Origin of the sequence: Streptococcus sp. 2106 (assembly GCF_013277315.1) — a bacterium.
Taxonomy (GTDB): Bacteria; Bacillota; Bacilli; order Lactobacillales; family Streptococcaceae; genus Streptococcus; species Streptococcus pseudopneumoniae.
In genome coordinates this window covers 1-22,988 of record NZ_VMMS01000024.1, presented here as the reverse complement: position 1 = coordinate 22,988, position 22,988 = coordinate 1, and the positions used below count along the sequence as shown (strand labels likewise).

Genomic DNA, 22,988 nt, shown 5'->3' with positions numbered 1-22,988 from the left:
GTAGCAGGTGCCCACCGAGGACTTACACCTCAGATGCACGACATGCCCGTCGTACCAGAAAAGAGCAGGAAAAATTTCCTACTCCAATTTTCTACACTCGTTCTCCATCACTGTTTACTCTGTAGCCATCCACCGTCGTATTAACAGCTAGGGCACCTGAAGAGTAAGAATAATACCACTTACCAGAAACTTGATACCAGCCTGTTTTCATTGCCCCTGAACTATCCAGATAATACCACGAGCCATTTTCCTTTAACCATCCTGTCTGCATTTCACCAGATAATTTCAAATAATACCAGCTAGAACCGTCTTTCAGCCAGCCTGTTGATTTAGAACCATTTGATTTGAAATGATACCAACTACCATTTATTTTCTTCCAACCGACAGTTGGACTACTATTGGATCTATAGCTAGAGCTATTTCCTGATTGATTCTGATAATTTTGTGAAGAAGTCACTCCCTCTAGCTGTATATAGCGACGACTTCCGTTATAAGCCGTATAACTCAACCACTTGTAGCCATCTTTTTCGAGAATTTGATCATAATGAACCTTCTCCCCAGGATAATAGTAATCAATCACAGTTGCGCTAGCTAGAGATTGATTTTTGATAGCTGACTTAGTCTTAAAATAATGTGTGCCCCCTGTTGAAGCTAAGGATTGACTAGTCCCAACACTGCCACCAGCCAAATCTTTAAAATGAATAAATCCTGTCATCGTATTTGCTTTTATACTTCGTTTATTATAGGCTTCTGTATAACCATAGTTATATTCCTCGATCTCAATCTGATCTCCCATTACATTTGACACCCAGGCAACATGCCCATAAGTTCCTGCAGTAGACCAAGCAATGGAGCCAATCGTCGGTGTATTATCTACACGATAGCCTTCACGACGAGCACGATGCCCCCATTCATTCGCATTTCCATAAGCCCTTGGAATCTCAAAACCATTGACATTACTCAAACGAAAGGCTGCGAAAGAAGTACACTGACGAGAATACATGCGCCACTGATCAATCTCCTGGCTCCCATTTTTATAATAAGCAGGATAATCATCTCCACGCGCAATCGATCCATTCCCTCCAGAGTAGGCATAGACACTATCACCCGCTGCTAGCATCAATCCTACTACTAAAAAAGAAACAAGCTTTTTAACTGACATCTTCAAGTAATAACTTGTCCCTCTTGCTATAAACGGTAAAATTTTCATTCTTCCTCCTTGAAAAATAATATAAATCGAAGATTGCCTTCACTTAAACTATTCGGAGAAAAAAGAAAAAGTGAGAAAATTTCTCACTTTAGTCCAGATAATGAATCAAATTCTTTTCTGTAAGGATATCTGAGTAGGTAAAGGATTCAACGTAAACATTAGCTTGTTTATCTCCTTCAACGTTCCCAAATTCCACAATAAATAGGGATGGATAAACTTCAATTAACTTACCCAATCTATTTTTTTGGCGCTTGCGCCCATTTTCCAAAGTCATTTCAATTACATGACCCTCATGCGCCTTGATTTCCTCTTTGATTTTTTTCATCTTGGCTACATCTGTAAATGCATCTGACATCTTATGCCTCCCTCTTTGAGATACTTGAAAATTTATTGTATTCTTTTTGGAAAATCAATTCCACAGTTCCACGAGCTCCACTACGGTTTTTCTCGATAATAACTTCCACCTTATTATTTGGTATGCCTTCCTCTTCTTCACCACCACGCTCATAGTAATCGTCGCGATAAAGAAAGGCTACGATATCAGCGTCCTGCTCGATAGACCCAGATTCACGAATATCAGACAAGACTGGTCTTTTATCCTGACGTTGTTCTACACCACGAGACAACTGACTCAGAGCGATTACTGGAACCTTCAGTTCCTTGGCTAGGATTTTCAACTGACGTGAAATTTCTGAAACTTCTTGTTGGCGGTTTTCTCGCCCAGTTCCCGTGATAAGCTGCAAGTAATCTATCAAAATCAAACCTAGATTGCCCGTTTCTTGAGCCAGTTTACGAGAACGAGAACGAATCTCTGTAATTCGAATCCCTGGCGTATCATCGATATAGATACTTGCGTTTGCTAGGTTCCCTTGAGCAATGGTATATTTTTGCCACTCCTCATCGGTCAATTGACCTGTACGGATAGAATGCGACTCAACCAACCCTTCTGCCGCTAACATACGATCGACTAGACTTTCCGCACCCATTTCCAGCGAAAAGATAGCAACCGTTTTGTCCAACTTAGTCCCAATATTCTGAGCGATATTCAAGGCAAAGGCTGTCTTACCAACCGCTGGACGGGCTGCTAAGATAATCAACTCCTCTTCATGCAGACCAGTCGTCATATGATCCAAATCACGATAACCTGTCGCAATACCTGTAATATCGGTCGTTTGTTGCGAGCGAGCTTCCAGATTTCCAAAGTTGACATTCAACACATCTCGAATGTTCTTAAACCCGCTTCGATTAGCATTTTCACTGACATCAATCAGGCCTTTTTCTGCCTGAGCAATGATTTCATCAGCTGGTTGCGACGCTTCGTAAGCTTGGTTGACAGACTCTGTCAACTTAGCGATTAATCGCCGTAACATAGCCTTTTCTGCAACGATTTTAGCATAATACTCCGCATTAGCAGAAGTTGGCACAGAATTGACAATCTCAACTAGGTAAGACAGGCCACCAATATTCTGTAAATCCCCTTGATTATCAAGAATGGTGCGAACCGTTGTTGCATCTATGGCATCACCACGATCGGATAAATCGACCATGGCTTGGAAAATCAAACGATGGGCATACTTAAAAAAGTCCCGAGACTCAATGTATTCTCGCACAAAAACAAGTTTACTCTCATCAATAAAGATAGCCCCCAAAACAGATTGCTCAGCTAAGATATCTTGAGGTTGTACTCGTAACTCTTCTACTTCTGCCATCAGACTTCCCTTCCTTTTACAATCTTGTCAAGAAGGTGTAAACTTATCCTTCTTTCACACGAAGATTGATTACACTTGTGATATCTTGATAGATTTTCACTGGCACATCAATCAAACCAACCGCTCGAATCGGAGCTTGTACTTGAATATGACGTTTATCAATCTTAATTCCAAATTGCTTTTGCAATTCTTCTGCAATCTTCTTATTGGTAATAGAACCAAAGGTACGACCATCTGGACCAACTTTTTCAACAAATTCTACAACCGTTTCTTCTGCTTCAAGCTGGGCTTTAATTGCTTTTGCTTCTGCAATCATCTCAGCGTGAGCTTTTTCTTCAGATTTTTGTTTACCACGTAATTCACCTACCGCTTGAGCAGTCGCTTCTTTTGCTAGGTTCTTTTTGATAAGAAAGTTTTGCGCATACCCTGTTGGTACTTCCTTAATTTCGCCTTTTTTACCTTTTCCTTTAACATCTGCTAAAAAGATTACTTTCATTCTTCTTTCTCCTTTTCCTTTATTTCATTTAATACAATTTCTGTCAGTTTTTCACCTGCTTCTGACAAGGTTAAATCTTTAATTTGAGCTGCTGCCAAATTAAAGTGACCTCCACCGCCTAACTCTTCCATAATCCGTTGCACATTCAGTTTACTACGACTCCGAGCTGAGATGGATATAAAGCCTTGTGTATTTTTCGCAAGAACAAAACTCGCTTCAATACCTGACATAGCTAACATGGCATCTGCTGCCTTACTAATAACAACTGTATCATAGCATTTCGTGTCCTTAGCCTCTGCTATTAGTACATCTGAACCTAATTTACGCCCCTGTAAAATCAGTTCATTGACCTCACGATATTCTTCAAAATCTGTCGCAGCGATTTCTTGGATAGCAACACTATCACTTCCGCGCGTTCTGAGATAGCTAGCAACATCAAATGTCCGACTAGTCACTCGTGAGGTGAAATTTTTAGTATCCAACATCATACCAGCCATCAAGACACTTGCTTGCATACGACTCAAACGATTTTTCTTAGAATTTTGGAACTGAATCAACTCCGTTATCAACTCACTGGCACTACTTGCACCACTTTCGATATAAGTGATAACTGCATTATCTGGAAAATCCTGATCCCTTCTGTGGTGGTCAATAACAATAGTTTGGGTAAATAAATCATAAAATTCTTTTGATAATGTTAAGGCTGTCTTTGAATGGTCTACAAGAATCAACAAAGAACGATTGGTCACCATCCCCATTGCATCCTTAACAGACAACAACTTCGTAACTCCTTCTTTTTCTAAGAATGAAACAGCTCGTTCAATATCTGGAGACATTTGTTCTTCGTCATAAAGAGCATAGCTATTTTCAATCACATTGCTGGCGAACAACTGCATACCTACAGCAGAGCCCAAAGCATCCATATCTAAATTTCTATGCCCAACTACAAACACTTGATCCACACTACGAATCTTATCAGATATGGCTGTCATCATTGATCGAGTACGGGTACGAGTGCGCTTGATGGACGCAGCCGACCCACCGCCAAAGTAGACTGGATTTTTCGTTTCATCATTCTCCTTGACAACCACCTGGTCGCCACCACGTACTTCAGCCAAGTTCAAGTTGAGCAAAGCAACTTTCCCTATTTCATCATGATTTCCATCGCCATAAGAAAATCCCATACTTAAGGTCAAGGGCAACTGCCTCTGTTTCGACTCTTCTCTGAAAGCATCAATAACAGAAAATTTATCATTCATCAAGCCCTCAAGCACCGTATAGTCAGTAAATAGATAAAATCGATCCATACTTACCCGACGAGAAAACATCATGTATTTTTCTGAAAACTCTGATATAAAATTAGCTACAAAACTATTGATTTGACTAATATCTGACTCAGAAGTTGCATCCTCCAAATCATCATAATTATCCACAGACACAACTCCAATCACTGGTCGACTCGTTACTAATTCATCTGTTATGGCTTGCTCCCTGGATACATCTACAAAATACAAAACACCGGAAGAAGAATCCATATGAACAACATAACGCTTCTCACCCAGCTTAGCATAAGTAGACGGATTTCCTACTGAAGCCTTGATAATCGTTTGAACAGCTTCTAAATCAAAATCGCCATCTTCCTTGGTCAAAATCAATTCAGCATAGGGATTAAACCACTCAACCTCTCCAGAAGATAAATTCAATTTCATAACACCTACAGGCATCTGTTCCAATAGAGCTGTCAAACTTTCTTCCGCTTGGTGGTTTACATACTGTATCTGTTCTACATCACTCCTTGTATAATGCACTCTCAGTTTCTTAAATAAAAAAACATAGCCTCCTACAAAAAGAAACAAAATGAAAACCGTCAACAGATTATTATTAACAAAAATAATGAAAGTGGATAAGACTCCAAACGCAATCAATCCTACTAGAATAGGAAAAATTGGACTTACATAAAATTTTTTCATTCAAAACCTCTTGGCACCCATTATACCATAATACCCCTCAAAAAGCGACTTTTTAAAAGTGTAATCAGTAATTCTATCAATTATAAGAAAAAGGTAGTTTACAATTCAGTAAACCTACCTTTACACATATTGAAATTAAGATTCTTTAACCTCTAACAAACCAATTTCGCCATCCTCACGACGATAAATCACATTGGTTGTCTGATCTTCAACATCCACATAGATAAAGAAATCATGCCCCAATAAATCCATTTGTAGAATTGCTTCTTCCAAATCCATTGGTTTTAAATCAATTTGTTTTGAACGAACAACTTTAGACTGGACAACATTTGAATCTTCCACCAAAGCATCTGTAAATAATTGACCAGTTGCTACCTTATTTTTATTTTTACGCTCGATTTTTGTTTTATTTTTACGAATCTGACGTTCAATTTTATCAGTTACAAGGTCAATTGAACCATACATATCTTGAGATACATCTTCTGCACGAAGAGTAATAGAGCCAAGCGGAATCGTTACTTCCACTTTAGCAGTTTTTTCACGATACACCTTCAAGTTAACTCGAGCATCCAACTCTTGTTCAGCTTGAAAATACTTTTCGATCTTTTCGAGTTTAGAAACTACATAATCACGAATTGCTTCTGTTACTTCTAGGTTTTCACCATGTATACTATATTTAATCATATGAGTACCTTCTTTCTAAACATTTTTGTTTTTATGATTTTATTATAACGCTTTCATTCTATTTTTGCAAATTTTTTCCTCATCTTACAAGGGAAAATGTTTTTACATCCTTAGCACCAGCTTCTTCCAACAGTTTCTTGACACGATTTATAGTTGCTCCTGTAGTATAGATATCATCTATAAGTAGGATTTTTTTAGGAATAGTGACTCCACTTTTTATAAAGAAAGGAAGTTCTGTCCCCAAGCGTTCTGAACGATTTTTAGAAGAACTGGCTCTCTCTTCTCTTTTCCCTAGTAAATCCAGATACGAAAAACCTGCTGCCTCTACCAAGCCCTCAACCTGATTAAATCCTCTGTTAACATATCTATCAGGACTTAGGGGAATGACTACAAATTGATACTCTTTGTACTTTTTTAACTCCTCACTTAAAACTGAAGCAAACACTTTTCTTAAAAGGAAGTCTCCATCAAACTTATACCGACTGAAAAAATCCTTCATAGCTTGATTGTAAGTAAAAATCGCTCTATGACTGACTTCAACTCCTTCTTTACACCAAAATTGACAACCTTGACACTTTGTTGACAATCCTATTTTCATACAGTTTGGACAGTGCTCTTCTCCAATCCTCTCAAAAGTAGAATCACAATCTAAACAAAGACAGGAGGCATCATTCTTCAGAAGTAAGAGACTACTAAAAGTTAAAACAGTCTTCATAGTCTGCTCACATAACAAGCACTTCATAGACCAGCCTCCTTATTCATCATCTGAATTTCCTTAATCGCCTTCTTAATTGAAGCATTTAACCCATCATGGAAGAAAAGCAAATCTCCTGTCGGTCTATCCATACTTCGTCCAACTCGTCCACCAATTTGAATCAAACTAGACTTGGTAAACAAACGATGATTGGCCTCTACTACGAAAACATCCACACAAGGGAATGTAACTCCACGCTCCAAGATTGTCGTACTGATAAGTATTGTCAGCTCCCCATCTCGAAAAGCTTGTACTTGCTCTAATCGATCCTCTGTTACAGAAGATACAAAGCCAATTTTCTCATTTGGAAATTGCTCCTGTAAGATTTCTTTTAACTGCTCCCCTTTCTTAATTTCTGAAGCAAAAATAAGTAACGGATAACCTGTCTTTCTCTGCTTATCAATATAGGACTTTAACTTTGGCGACAAACACTTCTTATCTAAGTAGCGATTAAAATCCGATAACCAAATTGGTTTTGGAATAATCAACGGATTTCCATGAAACCGTCTCGGTAAACTCAGTCTTTTTAGTTCTCCTAAACGGACCTTTTTATCTAACTCATTGGTCGAAGTCGCTGTTAAAAAGATTCTCAATCCATTCTCCTTTACACTATTCTTGACAGCGTGGTAAAGCGTGGGATTATCAACATAAGGAAAAGCATCTACTTCATCCACTATCAGCAAATCAAAAGCTTGATAAAACTTCAATAACTGATGGGTCGTCGCAACAACTAGTGGTGTTCGAAAATAAGGTTCCGATTCTCCATGTAGCAAAGCTATTCCGCAAGAAAAATCCTGTTGCAGGCGCTTATACAGCTCCAAACAAACATCTATGCGAGGACTAGCCAAACACACTGCACCACCTCCATTAATCACTTTAGCCACTACTTGATAAATCATTTCTGTCTTTCCAGCTCCTGTTACCGCATGAACTAAGGTTGGCTTTTGCTTGTCTACTGCTTGAAGTAGTCCCTCTGACACCTTCTCTTGAAAAGGAGTTAATTGGCCGCGCCATTTGAGAACATCTTGCTTCGGAAAATCCTCCTGCGGAAAATAGTATAAAGTTTGATCACTTCTGACTCGCTTCATCAGCAAGCACTCTCGACAATAGTAAGCACCGATGGGCAAATACCATTCTTCTAGAACAGTACTATTACAACGTTGACAGAAAAGTTTCCCCTTCTCCTTTCTCATTGCTGGAAGTTTCTCCGCCAACTGACGTTCTTCTTCTGTTAATTCATTCTCAGTAAATAAACGACCGAGATAATTTGGATTTACTTTCATACTTCTTTATTCGTAAAAACTAGCACTTTAGATGATTTTTTAGTACAATTAAATCATGGAATTTAGAACAATTAAAGAGGACGGTCAAGTCCAAGAAGAAATCAAAAAATCTCGCTTTATCTGCCATGCCAAGCGTGTTTATAGCGAAGAAGAGGCTCGTGACTTCATTACTGCCATCAAAAAAGAACACTACAAAGCGACACATAACTGCTCTGCCTTTATTATTGGAGAACGTAGTGAAATTAAACGTACAAGTGATGATGGTGAGCCTAGTGGTACTGCTGGTGTTCCCATGCTTGGGGTACTAGAAAATCACAATCTCACCAATGTCTGTGTGGTTGTGACACGCTACTTTGGTGGTATTAAACTAGGCGCTGGAGGACTAATTCGTGCTTACGCCGGCAGTGTCGCCTTAGCTGTCAAAGAAATTGGCATCATTGAAATAAAGGAACAGGCGGGCATTGCTATTCAAATGTCTTATGCTCAGTACCAAGAGTACAGTAACTTTCTTAAAGAACATAATCTCATGGAGCTGGATACAAACTTTACAGATCAAGTCGATACGATGATTTATGTTGATAAAGAAGAAAAAGAAACTATTAAAGATGCACTGGTAGAATTTTTTAATGGAAAAGTCACTTTAACTGATCAAGGTTTACGCGAAGTTGAGGTTCCTGTAAACCTAGTGTAAACAATAGATAATACAGTGTTTCACTGATATTTCCACCGCTACTTTAATTAGCAAAATAAAAAGATGCGTACCAAAATATACTAGAAAATGAAGCAATTCAAACGAAACCTGATATCGTTTTCCTTTACACCTATTTACTAGAATTAGCTGAACACAATCGCTTAAAAATTAATGGCTTAGACCTGTGATATAAAAAAATCCTATCACTTCGATAGGATTTCTATATTTTACAAATGGTATAGATAGCGTTATACTAGAAATATCTTATACAAAGAGGTATTCATATGTCTATTTATAACAACATTACTGAACTAGTCGGTCAAACACCGATTGTTAGACTCAACAACATTGTGCCAGAAGGTGCTGCAGATGTCTATGTAAAACTTGAAGCATTTAATCCTGGTTCATCTGTAAAAGACCGTATTGCCCTTAGCATGATTGAAAAAGCTGAACAAGATGGTATTCTGAAACCTGGTTCTACTATTGTTGAAGCAACAAGTGGAAACACTGGTATTGGACTTTCATGGGTAGGGGCTGCTAAAGGGTATAAAGTTGTCATCGTTATGCCTGAAACTATGAGTGTAGAACGCCGTAAGATTATCCAAGCCTATGGTGCTGAACTCGTCCTTACGCCTGGTAGCGAAGGAATGAAGGGTGCTATTGCTAAGGCTCAAGAAATCGCTGCTGAACGTGATGGCTTCCTTCCTCTTCAATTTGACAATCCAGCTAATCCAGAAGTACACGAAAGAACAACAGGAGCTGAAATACTAGCTGCTTTCGGTAAAGATGGACTAGATGCCTTTGTTGCTGGAGTGGGTACCGGTGGAACGATTTCTGGTGTTTCTCATGCACTCAAATCAGCAAATTCAAACATTCAAGTTTATGCAGTGGAAGCTGATGAATCTGCTATTCTATCTGGTGAAAAACCTGGTCCTCACAAAATTCAAGGTATCTCAGCTGGATTTATTCCTGATACACTTGATACTAAAGCCTATGATGGTATCGTTCGTGTAACATCAGATGATGCTCTTGCACTCGGACGTGAAATTGGTGGAAAAGAAGGCTTCCTTGTAGGGATTTCCTCAGCTGCAGCTATCTACGGAGCCATCGAGATTGCCAAAAAATTAGGTACAGGTAAAAAAGTCCTTGCTCTAGCACCAGATAACGGTGAACGTTATCTCTCTACAGCACTCTATGAATTTGAAGTTTAGTCTCCTAAATACAATTGGCCCTTATTATAGGGCTTTTTATTTTTACCTTGAAAATAGGAAGCTCTCCCTATAAGGATCGACTGCATAGAAAAAAGGAAGCAAATTTACTTCCTTTCTATAATTAGTTATTCAAGGCTGCTGCCATTGTAGCTGCAACTTCAGCTTCAAAGTCGTTTGCAGCTTTCTCAATACCTTCACCAACTTCAAAGCGAGCGAACTCAACTACTGAAGCGTTAACTGATTCAAGGTATGCTTCAACTGTCTTGCTGTCATCCATGATGTAAACTTGTGCAAGAAGTGTATAAGCTTGGTCAACTTTAGTGTTGTCAAGCATGAAGCGATCCATTTTACCTGGGATAATTTTGTCCCAGATTTTTTCTGGTTTGCCTTCTGCAGCCAACTCAGCTTTGATGTCAGCTTCAGCTTGAGCAATCACTTCATCAGTCAATTGTGCTTTTGATCCATACTTCAAGTGTGGAAGAGCTGGTTTGTTAACCATTGCACGACTTTCGTTATCTTGGTCGATAACGTGGTTCAATTGTGCCAACTCATCTTTAACAAATTGCTCATCCAATTCTTTGTATGAAAGAACTGTTGGTTTCATCGCTGCGATGTGCATTGAAATTTGTTTAGCAAGTGCTTCGTCTCCACCTTCGATTACAGAGATAACACCGATACGTCCACCGTTGTGTTGGTATGCTCCGAAGTGTTGTGCATCTGTTTTTTCAATCAAAGCAAAGCGACGGAATGAGATTTTTTCTCCGATAGTTGCTGTTGCAGATACGTATGCAGCTTCAAGAGTTTCACCTGAAGGCATTGTCAAAGCAAGAGCTTCTTCGTTGTTAGCTGGTTTTCCTTCAACGATTGCTTTAGCTGTTTCGTTTACCAACTCAACAAATTGAGCGTTTTTCGCAACGAAGTCAGTTTCAGCATTTACTTCAACAACTGCTGCAATGTTACCGTCAACATAAACACCAGTCAAACCTTCTGCAGCAACACGGTCAGCTTTCTTAGCTGCCTTAGCCATACCTTTTTCACGAAGCAATTCAATCGCTTTTTCGATGTCACCGTCTGTTTCTACAAGCGCTTTTTTAGCGTCCATAACACCGGCACCAGATTTTTCACGCAACTCTTTTACAAGTTTAGCTGTAATTTCTGCCATTTTGATTCTCCTATATTTTTTAAAAATAGGAGAGCCGGGCTAAGCCCCGCCCTCCTAGGTAATTACTATTTATATAAATTAAGCGTTGTCGCCTTCTACAACTTCAACGATTTCTTCAATTGAATCTGCTTGAGTTTCTGAAGCTGCAAATTCTGCTTCAACTGCTACTGCATCCTCACCTTGACGTCCTTCGATGATAGCGTCAGCCAATTTAGCTGTGATCAATTTAACAGCACGGATAGCGTCATCGTTAGCTGGGATGATTACATCAATATCATCTGGATCAGTATTTGTGTCAACCATCGCTACAACTGGGATTCCCAATTTTTTAGCTTCTTTAACAGCGATTTGCTCTTTATGTGGGTCAACTACGTACATCACATCTGGGATACGAGGCATATCTTCGATACCACCCAAGAATTTTTCAAGACGCGCACGTTGTTTGTTAAGAAGTGCAACTTCTTTCTTAGGAAGAACTTCGAAAGTTCCATCTTCTTCCATACGTTTGATTTCTTTCAAACGAGCGATACGTTTTTGGATTGTTCCCCAGTTTGTAAGAGTTCCACCCAACCAACGGTGGTTGATGAAGTATTGACCTGAACGTACTGCTTCTTCAGCAACTGCATCAGCTGCTTGTTTCTTAGTACCAACGAACAATACAACTGCATCGTTAGCTGCTGCATCACGCATGAAGTCGTATGCTTGGTCAGCATATTTTACAGTTTGTTGCAAGTCGATAACGTGGATTCCGTTACGTTCAGTAAAGATGTACTTAGCCATCTTAGGGTTCCAGCGACGAGTTTGGTGACCAAAGTGTACACCAGCCTCAAGAAGTTGTTTCATTGAAATTACTGCCATGAGTATTTCTCCTTTTTGTTTTTTTCCTCTTCTTGACTTCAACTCGCAAAACGACCCAAGGGCAACTGCTTCACAATTCATCAAGAATGAGTATTATCGTTCATACGACAATTTTTATTCTACCATACTTTTTCGATATTTTCAAGCTATTTTGATAGGATTTTTAATAGTTATTGTCTCTGGTAAAATCTGAAAAGAGGGCTCTATTCGAGTCCCTCTATAATTAGTCTGCATAAATATATGTTACAAAACCTTCAGAAGTCGTTGTTGGATTGAACCATCCACGGTGATTTCCAATTGTACGATTCCCAGCATAATTTGATTCTGATACTTGGATACGTGTTGTTGATTCAACAGCTGTAACAACCGCTACGTGACCATATCCACCATCGTTCCAACATGCAATTGCTCCAACTTGAGGTGTTGAACCTGTACGGAAACCTGCTGCTGCTGCACTTGTGGCCCACTGTGCTCCATTACCCCAATAGTCTCCAGCCCAAGGTGCTAATGTTTTAACTCCCCATGTACATTCACCAATTGGATAAGTTGAGGCATTTGTGTTATATGTTGGACGTACTTTAGCCTGAACAGGTGCTACTGCAGATTCAGATACTGCTTGTACCTGTGCTGTTAGGTTTGTATTACCTGAAGCAAGTACTGACTGTTGTTGGCTAGCTTGTTTTTCTTTATAAGCTGCTTCTGCTGCCTCAGCTGCACGAGCCTCTGCCTCAGCTGCTGCTTTTTGCTCTAATAGACTTGCTTTTTCCCCTTCAGCTGTCGCTTTCTCAGCAGCAAGACTCAATTCAGCAGCCTTTAGTTCTGCCTGTTTCGTAGTCAATGCTTGAGCATCATCAGCTAATTTTTGTTGATTAGCAATTACAGTATTGATAGCATCATTATTTGCTACTTGTTTTTCAGAAATAGCTTTTTTATCTGCCTTTTGTTGTTCTAACATTTTGTTGTTTGCAGATACGATTTCACTCATTGCAGTAACACGTGAAATAGCTTCTGTAATTGATTTTGAGTTTACAATGGTATTGATATAGCTAGTTGCAGCTCCATTTGTTTGAGCACTACGAGCTTGTTTTTCCAACGATTGGTTACGAGAAACAATGTTTTTGGAAAGTTCTGTAATCTCACCCTCGAGTTTCTTAGATTCTGCTTGTAATCTATCATTTTCAGATTGCAAGTTAGATTGCTCTGCTTGAATAGCAGATACTTGCTCCTGAATTTGGTCAACTTGTTTTTGTGCTTCTTCTTGTTGTGCTGTTAAGTTACTAATTTTATTATCTTGAGCAGCAATTTTATCATCAGTCGTTTCTGCATGGGCAGTCGTCAATACTGCTGCCTGGGAAACCATTACTGTACTTAATAAAAGCGAGGCTAAGATTTTTTTCTTCATGGTTAATAAATACTCCTTCTGTTTAAGACAATACTAGTATACCAAAAAAAACTCCAATAAATATTACGCCTTTGTTACATTTATATGTCGTTCTTATAGATAATATTTTTCAAAAATAAATTGAAAAACAGTAATCCATAAAAAATTTAAAATCATCGTTGGTACCAAGCTATAGACTATAAAAATAGACATGTTATCCACTGTCAACCCTACCATAAAAGCCAAAAGATAACTACCCATTTCAAACAGGAATGTCAGGACAATCATGGCTAGCATTCTTGTCCAACGATTCAACAAAATAACACTATTCAATTTATGAAGGAAGGCTCCCAATAAGATAAATAAGAGAGTTGCAATCCCTATTAGATGGAAAAAGTAAACATCATAAACCAAGCCTATAACAAAACAATAGACTAGATAGAGATACTCTGATACTTCTATCGTCTCAAATAAGAGAAATAGAAACAGAAAATGACTAGCCAAATGTACATGGGGGAAAAATGAGCCCAGAAGCTGGCTAATATGGGCGTCAATTAGAACAAAGAAAGGGAGCAATAAAAACACTCCAACCCGCTTCAACTGTCTCATTATGAATTCCCCACTAATTCTATCACATCCACATTATGAGTATCTGCACTCAATTTAACAGTTACTTCTCGTGTCAAATAGTCTGTACTATGCGTTGTGGCAACCACTTCACCAACAGGAATATCCGTAACGTTAAAGTTTCCTAATCCACCAGTAGTCACCTTATCTCCCGCACTAATATCGCTATTACTATTTAATTGACTAATTTTAAGAACTTCATTTTCCTTGTCGTAGCCAACAATAATTCCATAAATTGTAGTAGTGCCGTGTTGAATTTTAACAGAAATCTTATCAGTATTTTCCGTATTTGTCAGAAGGTTGACCATAGTAGAGTTGTCCTCCACTTTTGAAACACTCCCAATCAAGCCACCATTTGCAATAGCTAACATGTTCTCAGAAGCACCTTTTGATTTCCCTGCATCTAAGGTCAACTCCTGCTTCCAAGATACCGGAGAACGCATAATAACATCTGCTGCTAAAGTCTTTGTGGCTTGCAATTTAGACTTCATATCAAGCAATTGGCGCAGTTGTTCATTTTCCGTCTTTAAACTTTCCGCCTCATTTGATTTGACTTCTAACTGGTAAATCTGTTTCTTCAAACTTTCATTTTCATTATATGTTCGTGTCAAATGAGCCAAATCTGATTTGACAGAATCAAACCACCGAAAAGGTTTTTGCACAACTCTATCAACCAATGAGATCCCATCTCCTAATTTTGTCACAATTGTACTTGAATAAGTCGTCGCTAAGAGAGCTGAGACAAGCAGAACAGTGACAAAAACAATAATGACATATTTTGATTTTTTAAAACGGTTCATATCCCTACCTTTATATCAAAAACTGTTACAGTAACTTTTTATCAATTCCTAAAAGCTACTAAGATTTTAAGAAAAATAAGCAACAACCAAGTACGAGAATAACAAGAATGGTCAGCGTATCCTTTCGAGTCCATTCCAATTGTCGGTATTGACTTCTGCCTTTTCCACCCTGATAACCACGCGCTTCCATAGCGATAGCTAAAGAATCTGCACGTTTTAAACTTGTTGCAAAAAGAGGAATCAAAATTGGAATCATAGCCTTCACCTTTTGAACAATGCTTCCTTCACCAAAATCCACTCCACGCGCTTTCTGTGCATTCATAATCCGCGTCGTATCATCCATCAAGGTTGGGACAAAACGTAGACTCATGGACAGCATCAATCCAATTTCATGAACTGGAACTTTCACACGCTTTAAAGGTGCTAATAAAGCTTCGACAGCTGAGGCCAAACTTAAGGGCATGGTCGTTAAGGTTAACAAAGTTGAAAAGAAAATAATCAATACAAAGCGACAAAAAATAATTCCAGCTTGTTGCAAAGCATAATCCGTGATTCTCACAAACGAAAACTCAAATAAAACATTCCCATTAGAAATGAAAAATAGTTGAAAAATAGTTGTGAAGGCAATCAAGAAAAACATAGACTTCAAGCCCTGAATAAAAAATGAAAGAGATACTCCTGACAAGGCAATAAAGATCCCTGTCGCTATAAAAAGAATTAAATTCGTCAAGGGATTATTAGCCCAAAATACAATCAAAATCAGTAGCATCATAGCCAGTAATTTGCTACGTGGATCCAATCGGTGAACAATCGAATCCCCTGGGATATAACGCCCCAAAATCATACTATCCATTTAGCGACTCCTTGAACTCCTCTATCTTAATCGGTAATCGTTTAAATGACACACCTCTATCAGCCAATCGTTTACAAAAGGCCGTAATTTTAGGTACTCCCAACTGCACTTCTTCCATAAAGACAACATCTTGAAAGACATCACTTGGCTTACCACCCTTAACTAGACGTCCCTTTTCCATCACATAGACTTGATTCGCATATTCAGCAACATCATCCATCAAATGTGTTACCAAGACGATGGTCATCCCTGACTGGTGGAGTTTTCTGAACAGGGTCATCAACTCTTTTCTACCCAGAGGATCCAGGCCTGCTGTGGGTTCATCTAAGACTAATACAGCTGGCTCCATGGCAAGTATGCCTGCAATGGCCACACGTCTCATTTGTCCCCCTGACAGCTCAAACGGGCTACGATTTAAAAGTGATTCATCAATTCCAACCAGAGCCAGTTTCTCACGCGCAATCTTCTCCGCATCTTCTTCAGAAACTCCAAAATTTTGCGGTCCAAAAGCAACGTCTTTCAAAACCGTTTCTTCAAAAATCTGATTTTCAGCAAACTGAAATACCAAGCCAACCTGTTTTCTAATTTGACGAATATCTTTATTTTTAGAAGTCGAGGTGATTAAGGTATCAAAAACTCGCACACTCCCTTGACTTGGAACCAATAAACCATTTAATAGTTGTAAAATAGTTGATTTGCCACTACCTGTATGTCCAATTAAGGCCGTATAAGAACCATCCTCAATCGTCAAAGAAACATCCGACAAAGCTGCTGAAGCTAAGGGAGTACCTTCTTGATATGTAAAACTCACATTTTCTAGAGCAATTCCCATAGTTTATCCTCTAGCTCACTTTCTGTCAAATAATTTTCAGGCAAATCATAGCCATTCTGACTCAAAGAATGTTTTACTTGATTGGCAAAAGGATCGTCTAATCCAATTTGATCTAAATCATTTCGTGAGAAAAGTTCTCTTGGGCTACTAGTTGATTCAATTTCCCCTTTTTTCATGACCAATACGCGGTCACTCATGGCAACTTCTTCCAAATCATGTGTAATGGAAATGACCGTCATATCATAGTCTTTCCGAATTCCTTTTACTGTCTCAATCAGTTCTCTACGACCCTCAGGATCCAACATACTTGTTGCTTCATCTAAGATTAAAATAGCTGGTCTTAGGGCTACAACACCTGCAATGGCCACACGTTGCTTTTGTCCACCTGATAGACGCGCCGGCTCTCTCTTTTTAAAGTCCAACATGCCAACTAAAGTCAGAGCTTCCTCCACTCTCTTTTTCATTTCTTGACGAGAAAGGCCCTGATTTTCCAAACCAAAGGCAACATCATCCTCAACAGTCGCTCCAACAAATTGATTGTCTGGATTTTGAAAAACCATACCGATTTGACGACGTATATTCCAAACATTTTCCTCAGTCAGCCGTTGGCCATCAATTACAATCTCTCCGGATTCTGCTTCCAGTAAGCCATCAATTAAGCGAACCGTCGTTGATTTACCACTACCATTATGCCCTACAATCGAAAGCCATTCTCCACGTTTCACGTGAAACGTAATATCCTTCACATCATAGTATTCTTGACTTTCCTTATAACGAAAAGAAAGATTTTTTACATCAATTATTAATTTCATTTCGAACCAAATGTCCCTTTAAATACATAGGCACTACCCTTGAAATAATCATAGCCAGAGTAGATAGTGAAAAACAAGGCTACATAAAGTAGAACTTGACCAAGCAAAGTCCAATGTAATAGCAAGAAAATAATGGCAAACATCTGACTAAAAGTTTTAATTTTTCCAGGCATTGCCGCTGCTAAAACTGTTCCACCAGTTTCAACCAATAAAAGCCTTAAACCTGTCACAGCCAACTCACGACAGATAATTACTGCAACAATCCAAGCTGGAGCCATACCTAACTCAATCAGCATAATAAAAGCCGATATAACTAGTAACTTATCCGCCATAGGATCTGCAAATTTACCAAAATTACTGACCACATTCCATTTACGTGCTAAATATCCATCTAAATAGTCGGTAATACTGGCAACAGCAAAGATAATAGCTGCCACTATATGACTCTCTATCGAATTTCCTACTGTTAAAATAAAGATAAAAATAGGTATAAAGAGAATTCGACCTATTGTTAAGAGATTGGGAATTTGTTCTTTTTTCATTCGTTTTTCCTTAATTTTTAGTAAAGGTTACAGTGATTTGTCCAGTCTGCGCTGTTAACTTCGATAAATCAACAGTCTGATTATCTACTGTCAAAGTAACACCTTTTACAACACCTAACGTAATTGTTACAGGATTTTTTGTTGCAACTGTTGCTTCTGCACTTTTCTTCTCTGGCGATAGGGTTACACCGCCCTCAAGTTCGCTTTCTGAAATGCTGACCCAACTTGTAACATCTGAAACTGCCAATTGCAATTTAACTGTTTCCTTACTTGTCTTATAAGCGATGTCTACATGATTTCCTTCGCCTGATACACTTATAGCTGATTCTACACTAGAAGAACTGCTAGATGAACTACTACTTGAGGAGTGGGGAACAGAGCTAGTTGAACTTATTGAACTTGTTGATTGAACCACACTGTAATTAGAAAAAGAAGGCCCCTCTGGTTGAGTTTGAATATAGTTCCAAACATAATAGGTCACAAAAATTAAAATCGATAAGGCGAAAAGGATAAAATAAAATAAAGGTAAAAAGGATGTTTTTTTCTTCTTTTTCTTACTTGAACGTCTACGACCTGTCAACTCATCTTCATCAACATCTACTTCCTCATAAGTAATCATACTCCCAGAATCATAAGCATCCAAAACAATTTGATCATCTAACTCAACAGCCCATGCATATTTTCTCAAGAAAGAACGCGTGTAAAAAGGACTTGGAAGTTGATCGAAATCGTCTGCTTCCATTGCTTCCAACATATCTAACTGGATTTCTGTCTTTTTCTGCAATTCATCTAAACTCAATCCCTGATTGATTCTAGCTAATCGTAAAACCTCACCAATTGTTTTTTTCCTCATACTTGTCATCCCTTCTTTCTAGTGTCTATTATGATAGGTTACTACGATGGGAATATTGTAAAATCAACTATGTCACCATCATCTATTAAGTGATGTCCTGCTTCAAGGACATCCTCTAAAGTAATTTCCTGTAAAATTTTCGGTAAATCAAAAATTGTCTCACCATGTTCAAAAGCATCATATTGCGTTGCAATAAATTCAAGAGAGTTCATGCTACTGAAAAATTCTCCAAACATCTCTCTTTTGATAATATCTAAATGATCCTCTGTAATATCTAAATCCTTTGTAAAATTACGAATGGCCTTCCTAAATTGATGAGATAAAGCAACTGGCTCTTTTGTATCCATTGTCAACATGACAAAATGAAAGCGACTTGTTACTTCAATTTCAAGAGATAGGGAAGCATCTATTTTACCTGATTCATAACATTTTTGAAAACGATCCGAAGTCCAACCAAACATCATTGAAAACAATAATTTTAATAAAATATGATGTCGATAGCAATCCGCCTCAGCAACTTCTCGCTTACCTCTAATCCCAATCGCTAGTTTGGGAGAAGATACTTCCATTCTCATACTGTCTGTTTGCTTTACAGGCTGTAAAACAAATTTTTCTCTTACTACTTCCTGAACATCTAAATCTTTCAGTTCTTTTCTTTCAAAGTAGTTCTGTACTTGCCCCACATCAAAATCACCAACTAAAAACAGAGACATGTTTACAGGTTTGTAAAATCTTGTAAAATTTTCTTGCAAATTAGTTAGATTGATTTTGGAAATGGATTCCTCACTTCCAACTATATCCGTCGCTAAAGGTGTACCAGGATACAAATTCGCTAGAGTTGAAAAGAATAAACACGAATCTGGATCATCTTGATACATTTCTCGTTCTTGCTGGATAATATCCTGCTCTCTCAAAATGGAAGCTTCAGTAAAGTGTGCTGATGTTACCAATTCATCAAGTAAATCTAAATTCTCTAAGAGATAATCCGTCGATGAAAAAAGATAGTTTGTTTTTGTAAAGCTTGTAAAGGCATTGCTATCCGCACCTAGACTCGTAAATGCTGACATCAAATCGCTAGAATCTTCTCTCTCAAATAATTTATGTTCAAGAAAATGAGCAATTCCCGCAGGATATTCTTTTACATCTCCGTCAACTTCTGTGATAAGCGTATCTACCGAACCAAACTGTACAGTGACACTCCCGTAAACCTCTTTAAATTCCTTTTTAGGCAAAAGAACAACTGTTAATCCATTTGACAAACGAGTTCGATAAATCATTTCTTTTACAGCTGGATAGTATTTTTCTTCAAAAACAACCTTTGTCATTCTATTCCTTCCATAAAGTAAATCGCCTGTAGTTTCACATTATTAGCTGCTCTACAAATAGCATCTTTGTCAACTTGCTCGAGTTTTGCAATCCAACCTTTAAAGTCTGCTGAAGATTTTCCAAGTAAGGCATTTTGATAAGCACGTTCAATCAATGAACCTTGATTATCTTGAGAAAGCAACAAAGACCGACGAATCATTTCCTTGGTCTGCTCTAGCTCAAGCTCTGTAAAATAACCTTTTTTTAAATCAAGTAATTGATTATTCATCATTTTTCGAGCCTGATTCCTATTTTCTCGATTGATACCAGCATACATTCTCAAGAATCCACTAAATAAATCAAGCTGACTTGAAATGGTATAAGCTAATCCAGCATTTTCACGGACATTTGTAAAGAGCTTAGAATGAGCAAATCCACCAAGTAAACCATTCATTACAATCATGGGTAAATGTTGCTCATCGCCATATTCAGCAGAGCAATAATATCCCAACTCTAAAATAGACTGTCCCACATTTTTCCGAACCATACCTTCCTGAAGGATATTGGAATAAGGTTGACAATACTGAACCTTCATATCTCCTTTTCGAGCTTTAAAGCCAAATGATTCTAATACATTTTGAATTTCAACCTCATTAAAATCACCTAGGAAAAAGAAATCTATTCGATCATTGGCCAAAAATTCTTGGAAACAAGAATAAGAACTTTGTGGAGTTTCAGCTAAAATACGATTTCGTAAATCACTATATTCCAATTGAAGACGTTCATCATGAAAAAACAATTTATCCAATTCTTTATGTGCAAAATAAAAAGAATCATCCATATCAGCTGCTAAACTTGCTAGCAATTGTTTTTTCTCAATTTCAAATAAGGCCGGATCAAACCCATTATCAACTACTACGGGTGAAAAAAGAGTTTCTTTTACAAGTTCCAAAATCTGAGAAGTTAGCACGTTTTTCCTACTTAAAAACTCATCACGAACATAGGTAAATGTCAATTCTATAATGTGGCTTTGCCCTCTTCTGAAACAATTGGTTGACATATCTGTACCGTATAGACTGGCCAAGTGTCTCCTCAAATCTTGAGAAGTGGGGTACATCTGATTAGCAGTCTCTAGCATACTTGCACTCAACATGTGACCTGCAATCGTATCAAGGGATAATGGAGCGGTAAAACGCACGGTAATTTTGTTTGTTTTAAACTTTTTTGATTGGATAAAATGTGTTGAAATTCCATGCACTAACTCCATGATTTACCTCCTTATATACAGACTTCTATTATATCACGAAAACCTGAAATTTTCTTGTTCCCTGTAACACTTTTGAAATAAAAATCGCTTACATTTCTAGCTGTCTCTCTCACTATTTTTAGGAAAATATGGTATAATACCAAAGATTGAGGTGAATTATGGAATACAAATTATTTGAAGAATTTATTACCCTCCAAGCACTACTCAAAGAACTTGGAATTACACATAGCGGAGGAGCTATTAAATCATTTCTCTCTGAACATTCTGTTTACTTTAATAGGGAATTAGAGAGTCGTCGTGGAAAAAAACTTCGTATTGGCGATAAAGTTGACATCCCTGACATGAACATTGACATCTTGTTGACACAACCTACTTCTGAAGAACAAGATGAATACCAAGCTGATAAAGTTGAAAAAGAACGGATCGCTAAACTTGTCAAAAAGATGAATAAGGGAGTTAAAAAAGACAAATCGAAACCTGCTTCATCACCAAAAAGCAAACAAGCTCCACGATTCCCTGGTAGATAATCATGTGGCTACAACACCTATCTCTCAAAACTTTTCGTAACTACAAAGAGACGAAAATAGACTTTAATCCTAAATTAAATGTCTTTTTAGGACGTAATGCACAAGGTAAAACAAATATGTTAGAGGCTATCTATTTTTTAGCCTTAACACGTAGCCATCGAACTCGAACAGATAAAAATCTCATTCATTTTGATGAGGAACAACTTCATCTTTCAGGTCTCGTTCAGAAAAAAACGGGATCTATTCCTCTCGAAATTGAACTAACACAAAAAGGACGTGTTACAAAAGTTAATCACTTAAAACAGGCACGACTTTCAGACTATGTAGGACACATGAATGTTGTCTTATTTGCTCCTGAAGATTTACAACTAATTAAAGGGGCACCTTCAGTTCGACGAAAATTCATTGATATGGAGCTTGGGCAAATTAAGCCAATCTATTTATCAGATTTAACCAATTATAACCACATCCTAAAACAAAGAAACACTTACCTAAAATCAGCTCAAAAAATAGATGAAACCTTCCTTTCAGTCTTAGATGATCAGCTAGTTGATTATGGATGTCGTGTAATGAATCACCGCTTAGATTTCATAAAAAAACTAGAATATTTTGGTCGTGAGACACATTTTGAACTTTCTAATCAGATTGAAGAGTTGTCAATATCCTATCAATCTTCTGTAAAGATAACTGACAAGGAAGGCTTATCAGAATCTTTCAAAATTGCTTTAGAAAAAAGTAGGTCCAGAGATTTATTTAAAAAGAATACTGGTGTCGGTCCTCATCGAGATGACATTTCTTTTTATATAAATGGGATGGATGCTAGTTTCGGAAGCCAAGGTCAACATCGTAGTCTCGTCCTCTCGATAAAATTAGCAGAAATCGAATTAATGGAAAGCATTACCACAGAATCTCCGATATTACTGCTTGACGATGTGATGAGTGAACTTGACAACACTAGACAGTTAAAATTATTAGAAACGATTTCTCAATCAATCCAAACCTTTATCACAACAACAAGCTTAGACCATCTTCAAAATCTACCAGAAAATCTAAGTATCTTCACTATTCAGGATGGTAAAGTTTCTGTAAATTAAAATTGACAACATCGTAAAAGAACTCCTGTTTTCACGGGAGTTCTTTCCATTATGGCTTCAAGCCAGT

24 protein-coding genes and 1 pseudogene are annotated in these 22,988 nt (G+C 37.9%); 5 read left to right on the top strand and 20 right to left on the bottom strand.

The annotated features are described in order from the left end of the window. Positions 1-91: 91 nt before the first annotated feature. The 8 genes from cbpD to HT723_RS03045 form a co-directional block, all read right to left on the bottom strand. Entirely contained in the window at positions 92-1,210 is a 1,119-nt protein-coding gene (cbpD, locus tag HT723_RS03080; RefSeq protein ID WP_172934604.1) for a choline binding-anchored murein hydrolase CbpD, read from the bottom strand. Positions 1,211-1,298: 88 nt separating this feature from the next. After that, on the bottom strand, positions 1,299-1,565 hold the full coding sequence (locus HT723_RS03075; RefSeq protein ID WP_001278160.1) for a Veg family protein: 267 nt from the start codon (positions 1,563-1,565) through the stop codon (positions 1,299-1,301). Position 1,566: 1 nt separating this feature from the next. Continuing rightward, entirely contained in the window at positions 1,567-2,919 is a 1,353-nt protein-coding gene (gene dnaB / locus HT723_RS03070; RefSeq protein ID WP_000852490.1) for a replicative DNA helicase, read from the bottom strand. A gap of 43 nt (positions 2,920-2,962) precedes the next feature. Then, a complete protein-coding gene (gene rplI, locus HT723_RS03065) occupies positions 2,963-3,415 on the bottom strand; it encodes a 50S ribosomal protein L9 (protein WP_000864214.1) in 453 nt (150 codons plus the stop codon). Next, complete coding sequence (locus HT723_RS03060; RefSeq protein WP_172934602.1) at positions 3,412-5,385, bottom strand: DHH family phosphoesterase; 1,974 nt, start codon at positions 5,383-5,385, stop codon at positions 3,412-3,414. The genes rplI and HT723_RS03060 overlap by 4 nt, the downstream gene beginning before the upstream one ends. 135 nt (positions 5,386-5,520) lie before the next feature. Then, positions 5,521-6,069: a ribosome-associated translation inhibitor RaiA gene (gene raiA / locus HT723_RS03055; RefSeq protein WP_172934601.1), complete on the bottom strand. Its 549-nt coding sequence runs from the start codon at positions 6,067-6,069 to the stop codon at positions 5,521-5,523. A gap of 79 nt (positions 6,070-6,148) precedes the next feature. Further along, entirely contained in the window at positions 6,149-6,811 is a 663-nt protein-coding gene (locus tag HT723_RS03050; RefSeq protein ID WP_023936284.1) for a ComF family protein, read from the bottom strand. Next, on the bottom strand, positions 6,808-8,106 hold the full coding sequence (locus HT723_RS03045) for a DEAD/DEAH box helicase (protein ID WP_023940644.1): 1,299 nt from the start codon (positions 8,104-8,106) through the stop codon (positions 6,808-6,810). Before HT723_RS03045 ends, HT723_RS03050 begins: the two co-directional genes overlap by 4 nt. Before the next feature lie 55 nt (positions 8,107-8,161). Between HT723_RS03045 and HT723_RS03040 the strand changes: the two genes are divergently transcribed. The 3 genes and pseudogenes from HT723_RS03040 to cysK all read left to right on the top strand — a co-directional run bounded on the left by HT723_RS03040 (position 8,162) and on the right by cysK (position 10,008). Next, positions 8,162-8,797 (top strand): YigZ family protein, encoded by a 636-nt coding sequence (locus HT723_RS03040; RefSeq protein WP_055387779.1) that lies wholly within the window; start codon positions 8,162-8,164, stop codon positions 8,795-8,797. A 104-nt stretch (positions 8,798-8,901) separates the two neighbouring features. Then, positions 8,902-8,985, top strand: a pseudogene (locus HT723_RS11500) (PH domain-containing protein); the annotation flags it as partial. Positions 8,986-9,081: 96 nt separating this feature from the next. Next, positions 9,082-10,008 (top strand): cysteine synthase A, encoded by a 927-nt coding sequence (cysK, locus tag HT723_RS03035; protein ID WP_023940641.1) that lies wholly within the window; start codon positions 9,082-9,084, stop codon positions 10,006-10,008. Positions 10,009-10,129: 121 nt separating this feature from the next. On the opposite strand, the gene tsf is transcribed toward cysK, so the two are convergent. The 12 genes from tsf to HT723_RS02975 all read right to left on the bottom strand — a co-directional run bounded on the left by tsf (position 10,130) and on the right by HT723_RS02975 (position 21,300). Further along, entirely contained in the window at positions 10,130-11,170 is a 1,041-nt protein-coding gene (tsf, locus tag HT723_RS03030) for a translation elongation factor Ts (protein WP_172934600.1), read from the bottom strand. A 78-nt stretch (positions 11,171-11,248) separates the two neighbouring features. Then, entirely contained in the window at positions 11,249-12,028 is a 780-nt protein-coding gene (rpsB, locus tag HT723_RS03025) for a 30S ribosomal protein S2 (protein WP_000268466.1), read from the bottom strand. A 223-nt stretch (positions 12,029-12,251) separates the two neighbouring features. Next, on the bottom strand, positions 12,252-13,430 hold the full coding sequence (locus HT723_RS03020; RefSeq protein WP_172934599.1) for a CHAP domain-containing protein: 1,179 nt from the start codon (positions 13,428-13,430) through the stop codon (positions 12,252-12,254). 93 nt (positions 13,431-13,523) lie between these two features. Next, on the bottom strand, positions 13,524-14,018 hold the full coding sequence (mreD, locus tag HT723_RS03015) for a rod shape-determining protein MreD (protein ID WP_049511280.1): 495 nt from the start codon (positions 14,016-14,018) through the stop codon (positions 13,524-13,526). Next, positions 14,018-14,836 (bottom strand): rod shape-determining protein MreC, encoded by an 819-nt coding sequence (gene mreC, locus HT723_RS03010; RefSeq protein WP_172934598.1) that lies wholly within the window; start codon positions 14,834-14,836, stop codon positions 14,018-14,020. The genes mreD and mreC overlap by 1 nt, the downstream gene beginning before the upstream one ends. Positions 14,837-14,894: 58 nt before the next feature. Next, on the bottom strand, positions 14,895-15,689 hold the full coding sequence (locus HT723_RS03005; RefSeq protein WP_061438552.1) for an energy-coupling factor transporter transmembrane protein EcfT: 795 nt from the start codon (positions 15,687-15,689) through the stop codon (positions 14,895-14,897). Beyond that, positions 15,682-16,521 (bottom strand): energy-coupling factor transporter ATPase, encoded by an 840-nt coding sequence (locus HT723_RS03000; protein WP_172934597.1) that lies wholly within the window; start codon positions 16,519-16,521, stop codon positions 15,682-15,684. The genes HT723_RS03005 and HT723_RS03000 overlap by 8 nt, the downstream gene beginning before the upstream one ends. Then, positions 16,506-17,333 (bottom strand): energy-coupling factor ABC transporter ATP-binding protein, encoded by an 828-nt coding sequence (locus tag HT723_RS02995; RefSeq protein WP_172934596.1) that lies wholly within the window; start codon positions 17,331-17,333, stop codon positions 16,506-16,508. The genes HT723_RS03000 and HT723_RS02995 overlap by 16 nt, the downstream gene beginning before the upstream one ends. Continuing rightward, the gene (pgsA, locus tag HT723_RS02990; RefSeq protein WP_050136443.1) at positions 17,330-17,875 is read right to left on the bottom strand and encodes a CDP-diacylglycerol--glycerol-3-phosphate 3-phosphatidyltransferase; all 546 of its coding nucleotides are present in this window, start codon (positions 17,873-17,875) and stop codon (positions 17,330-17,332) included. Before pgsA ends, HT723_RS02995 begins: the two co-directional genes overlap by 4 nt. A 10-nt stretch (positions 17,876-17,885) precedes the next feature. Beyond that, a complete protein-coding gene (rodZ, locus tag HT723_RS02985; RefSeq protein ID WP_050136445.1) occupies positions 17,886-18,728 on the bottom strand; it encodes a cytoskeleton protein RodZ in 843 nt (280 codons plus the stop codon). Between the two features lie 41 nt (positions 18,729-18,769). Next, positions 18,770-20,053 (bottom strand): pitrilysin family protein, encoded by a 1,284-nt coding sequence (locus HT723_RS02980; RefSeq protein WP_172934595.1) that lies wholly within the window; start codon positions 20,051-20,053, stop codon positions 18,770-18,772. Beyond that, complete coding sequence (locus HT723_RS02975) at positions 20,050-21,300, bottom strand: pitrilysin family protein (protein ID WP_000424266.1); 1,251 nt, start codon at positions 21,298-21,300, stop codon at positions 20,050-20,052. Before HT723_RS02975 ends, HT723_RS02980 begins: the two co-directional genes overlap by 4 nt. A gap of 158 nt (positions 21,301-21,458) precedes the next feature. Between HT723_RS02975 and yaaA the strand changes: the two genes are divergently transcribed. Both yaaA and recF read left to right on the top strand, forming a co-directional pair. After that, entirely contained in the window at positions 21,459-21,827 is a 369-nt protein-coding gene (yaaA, locus tag HT723_RS02970; RefSeq protein WP_000455902.1) for a S4 domain-containing protein YaaA, read from the top strand. 2 nt (positions 21,828-21,829) lie between these two features. Beyond that, positions 21,830-22,921 carry a DNA replication/repair protein RecF gene (recF, locus tag HT723_RS02965; protein ID WP_172934594.1) on the top strand — a complete coding sequence of 364 codons (1,092 nt, stop codon included), beginning with the start codon at positions 21,830-21,832 and terminating at the stop codon, positions 22,919-22,921. Positions 22,922-22,988: the final 67 nt, after the last annotated feature.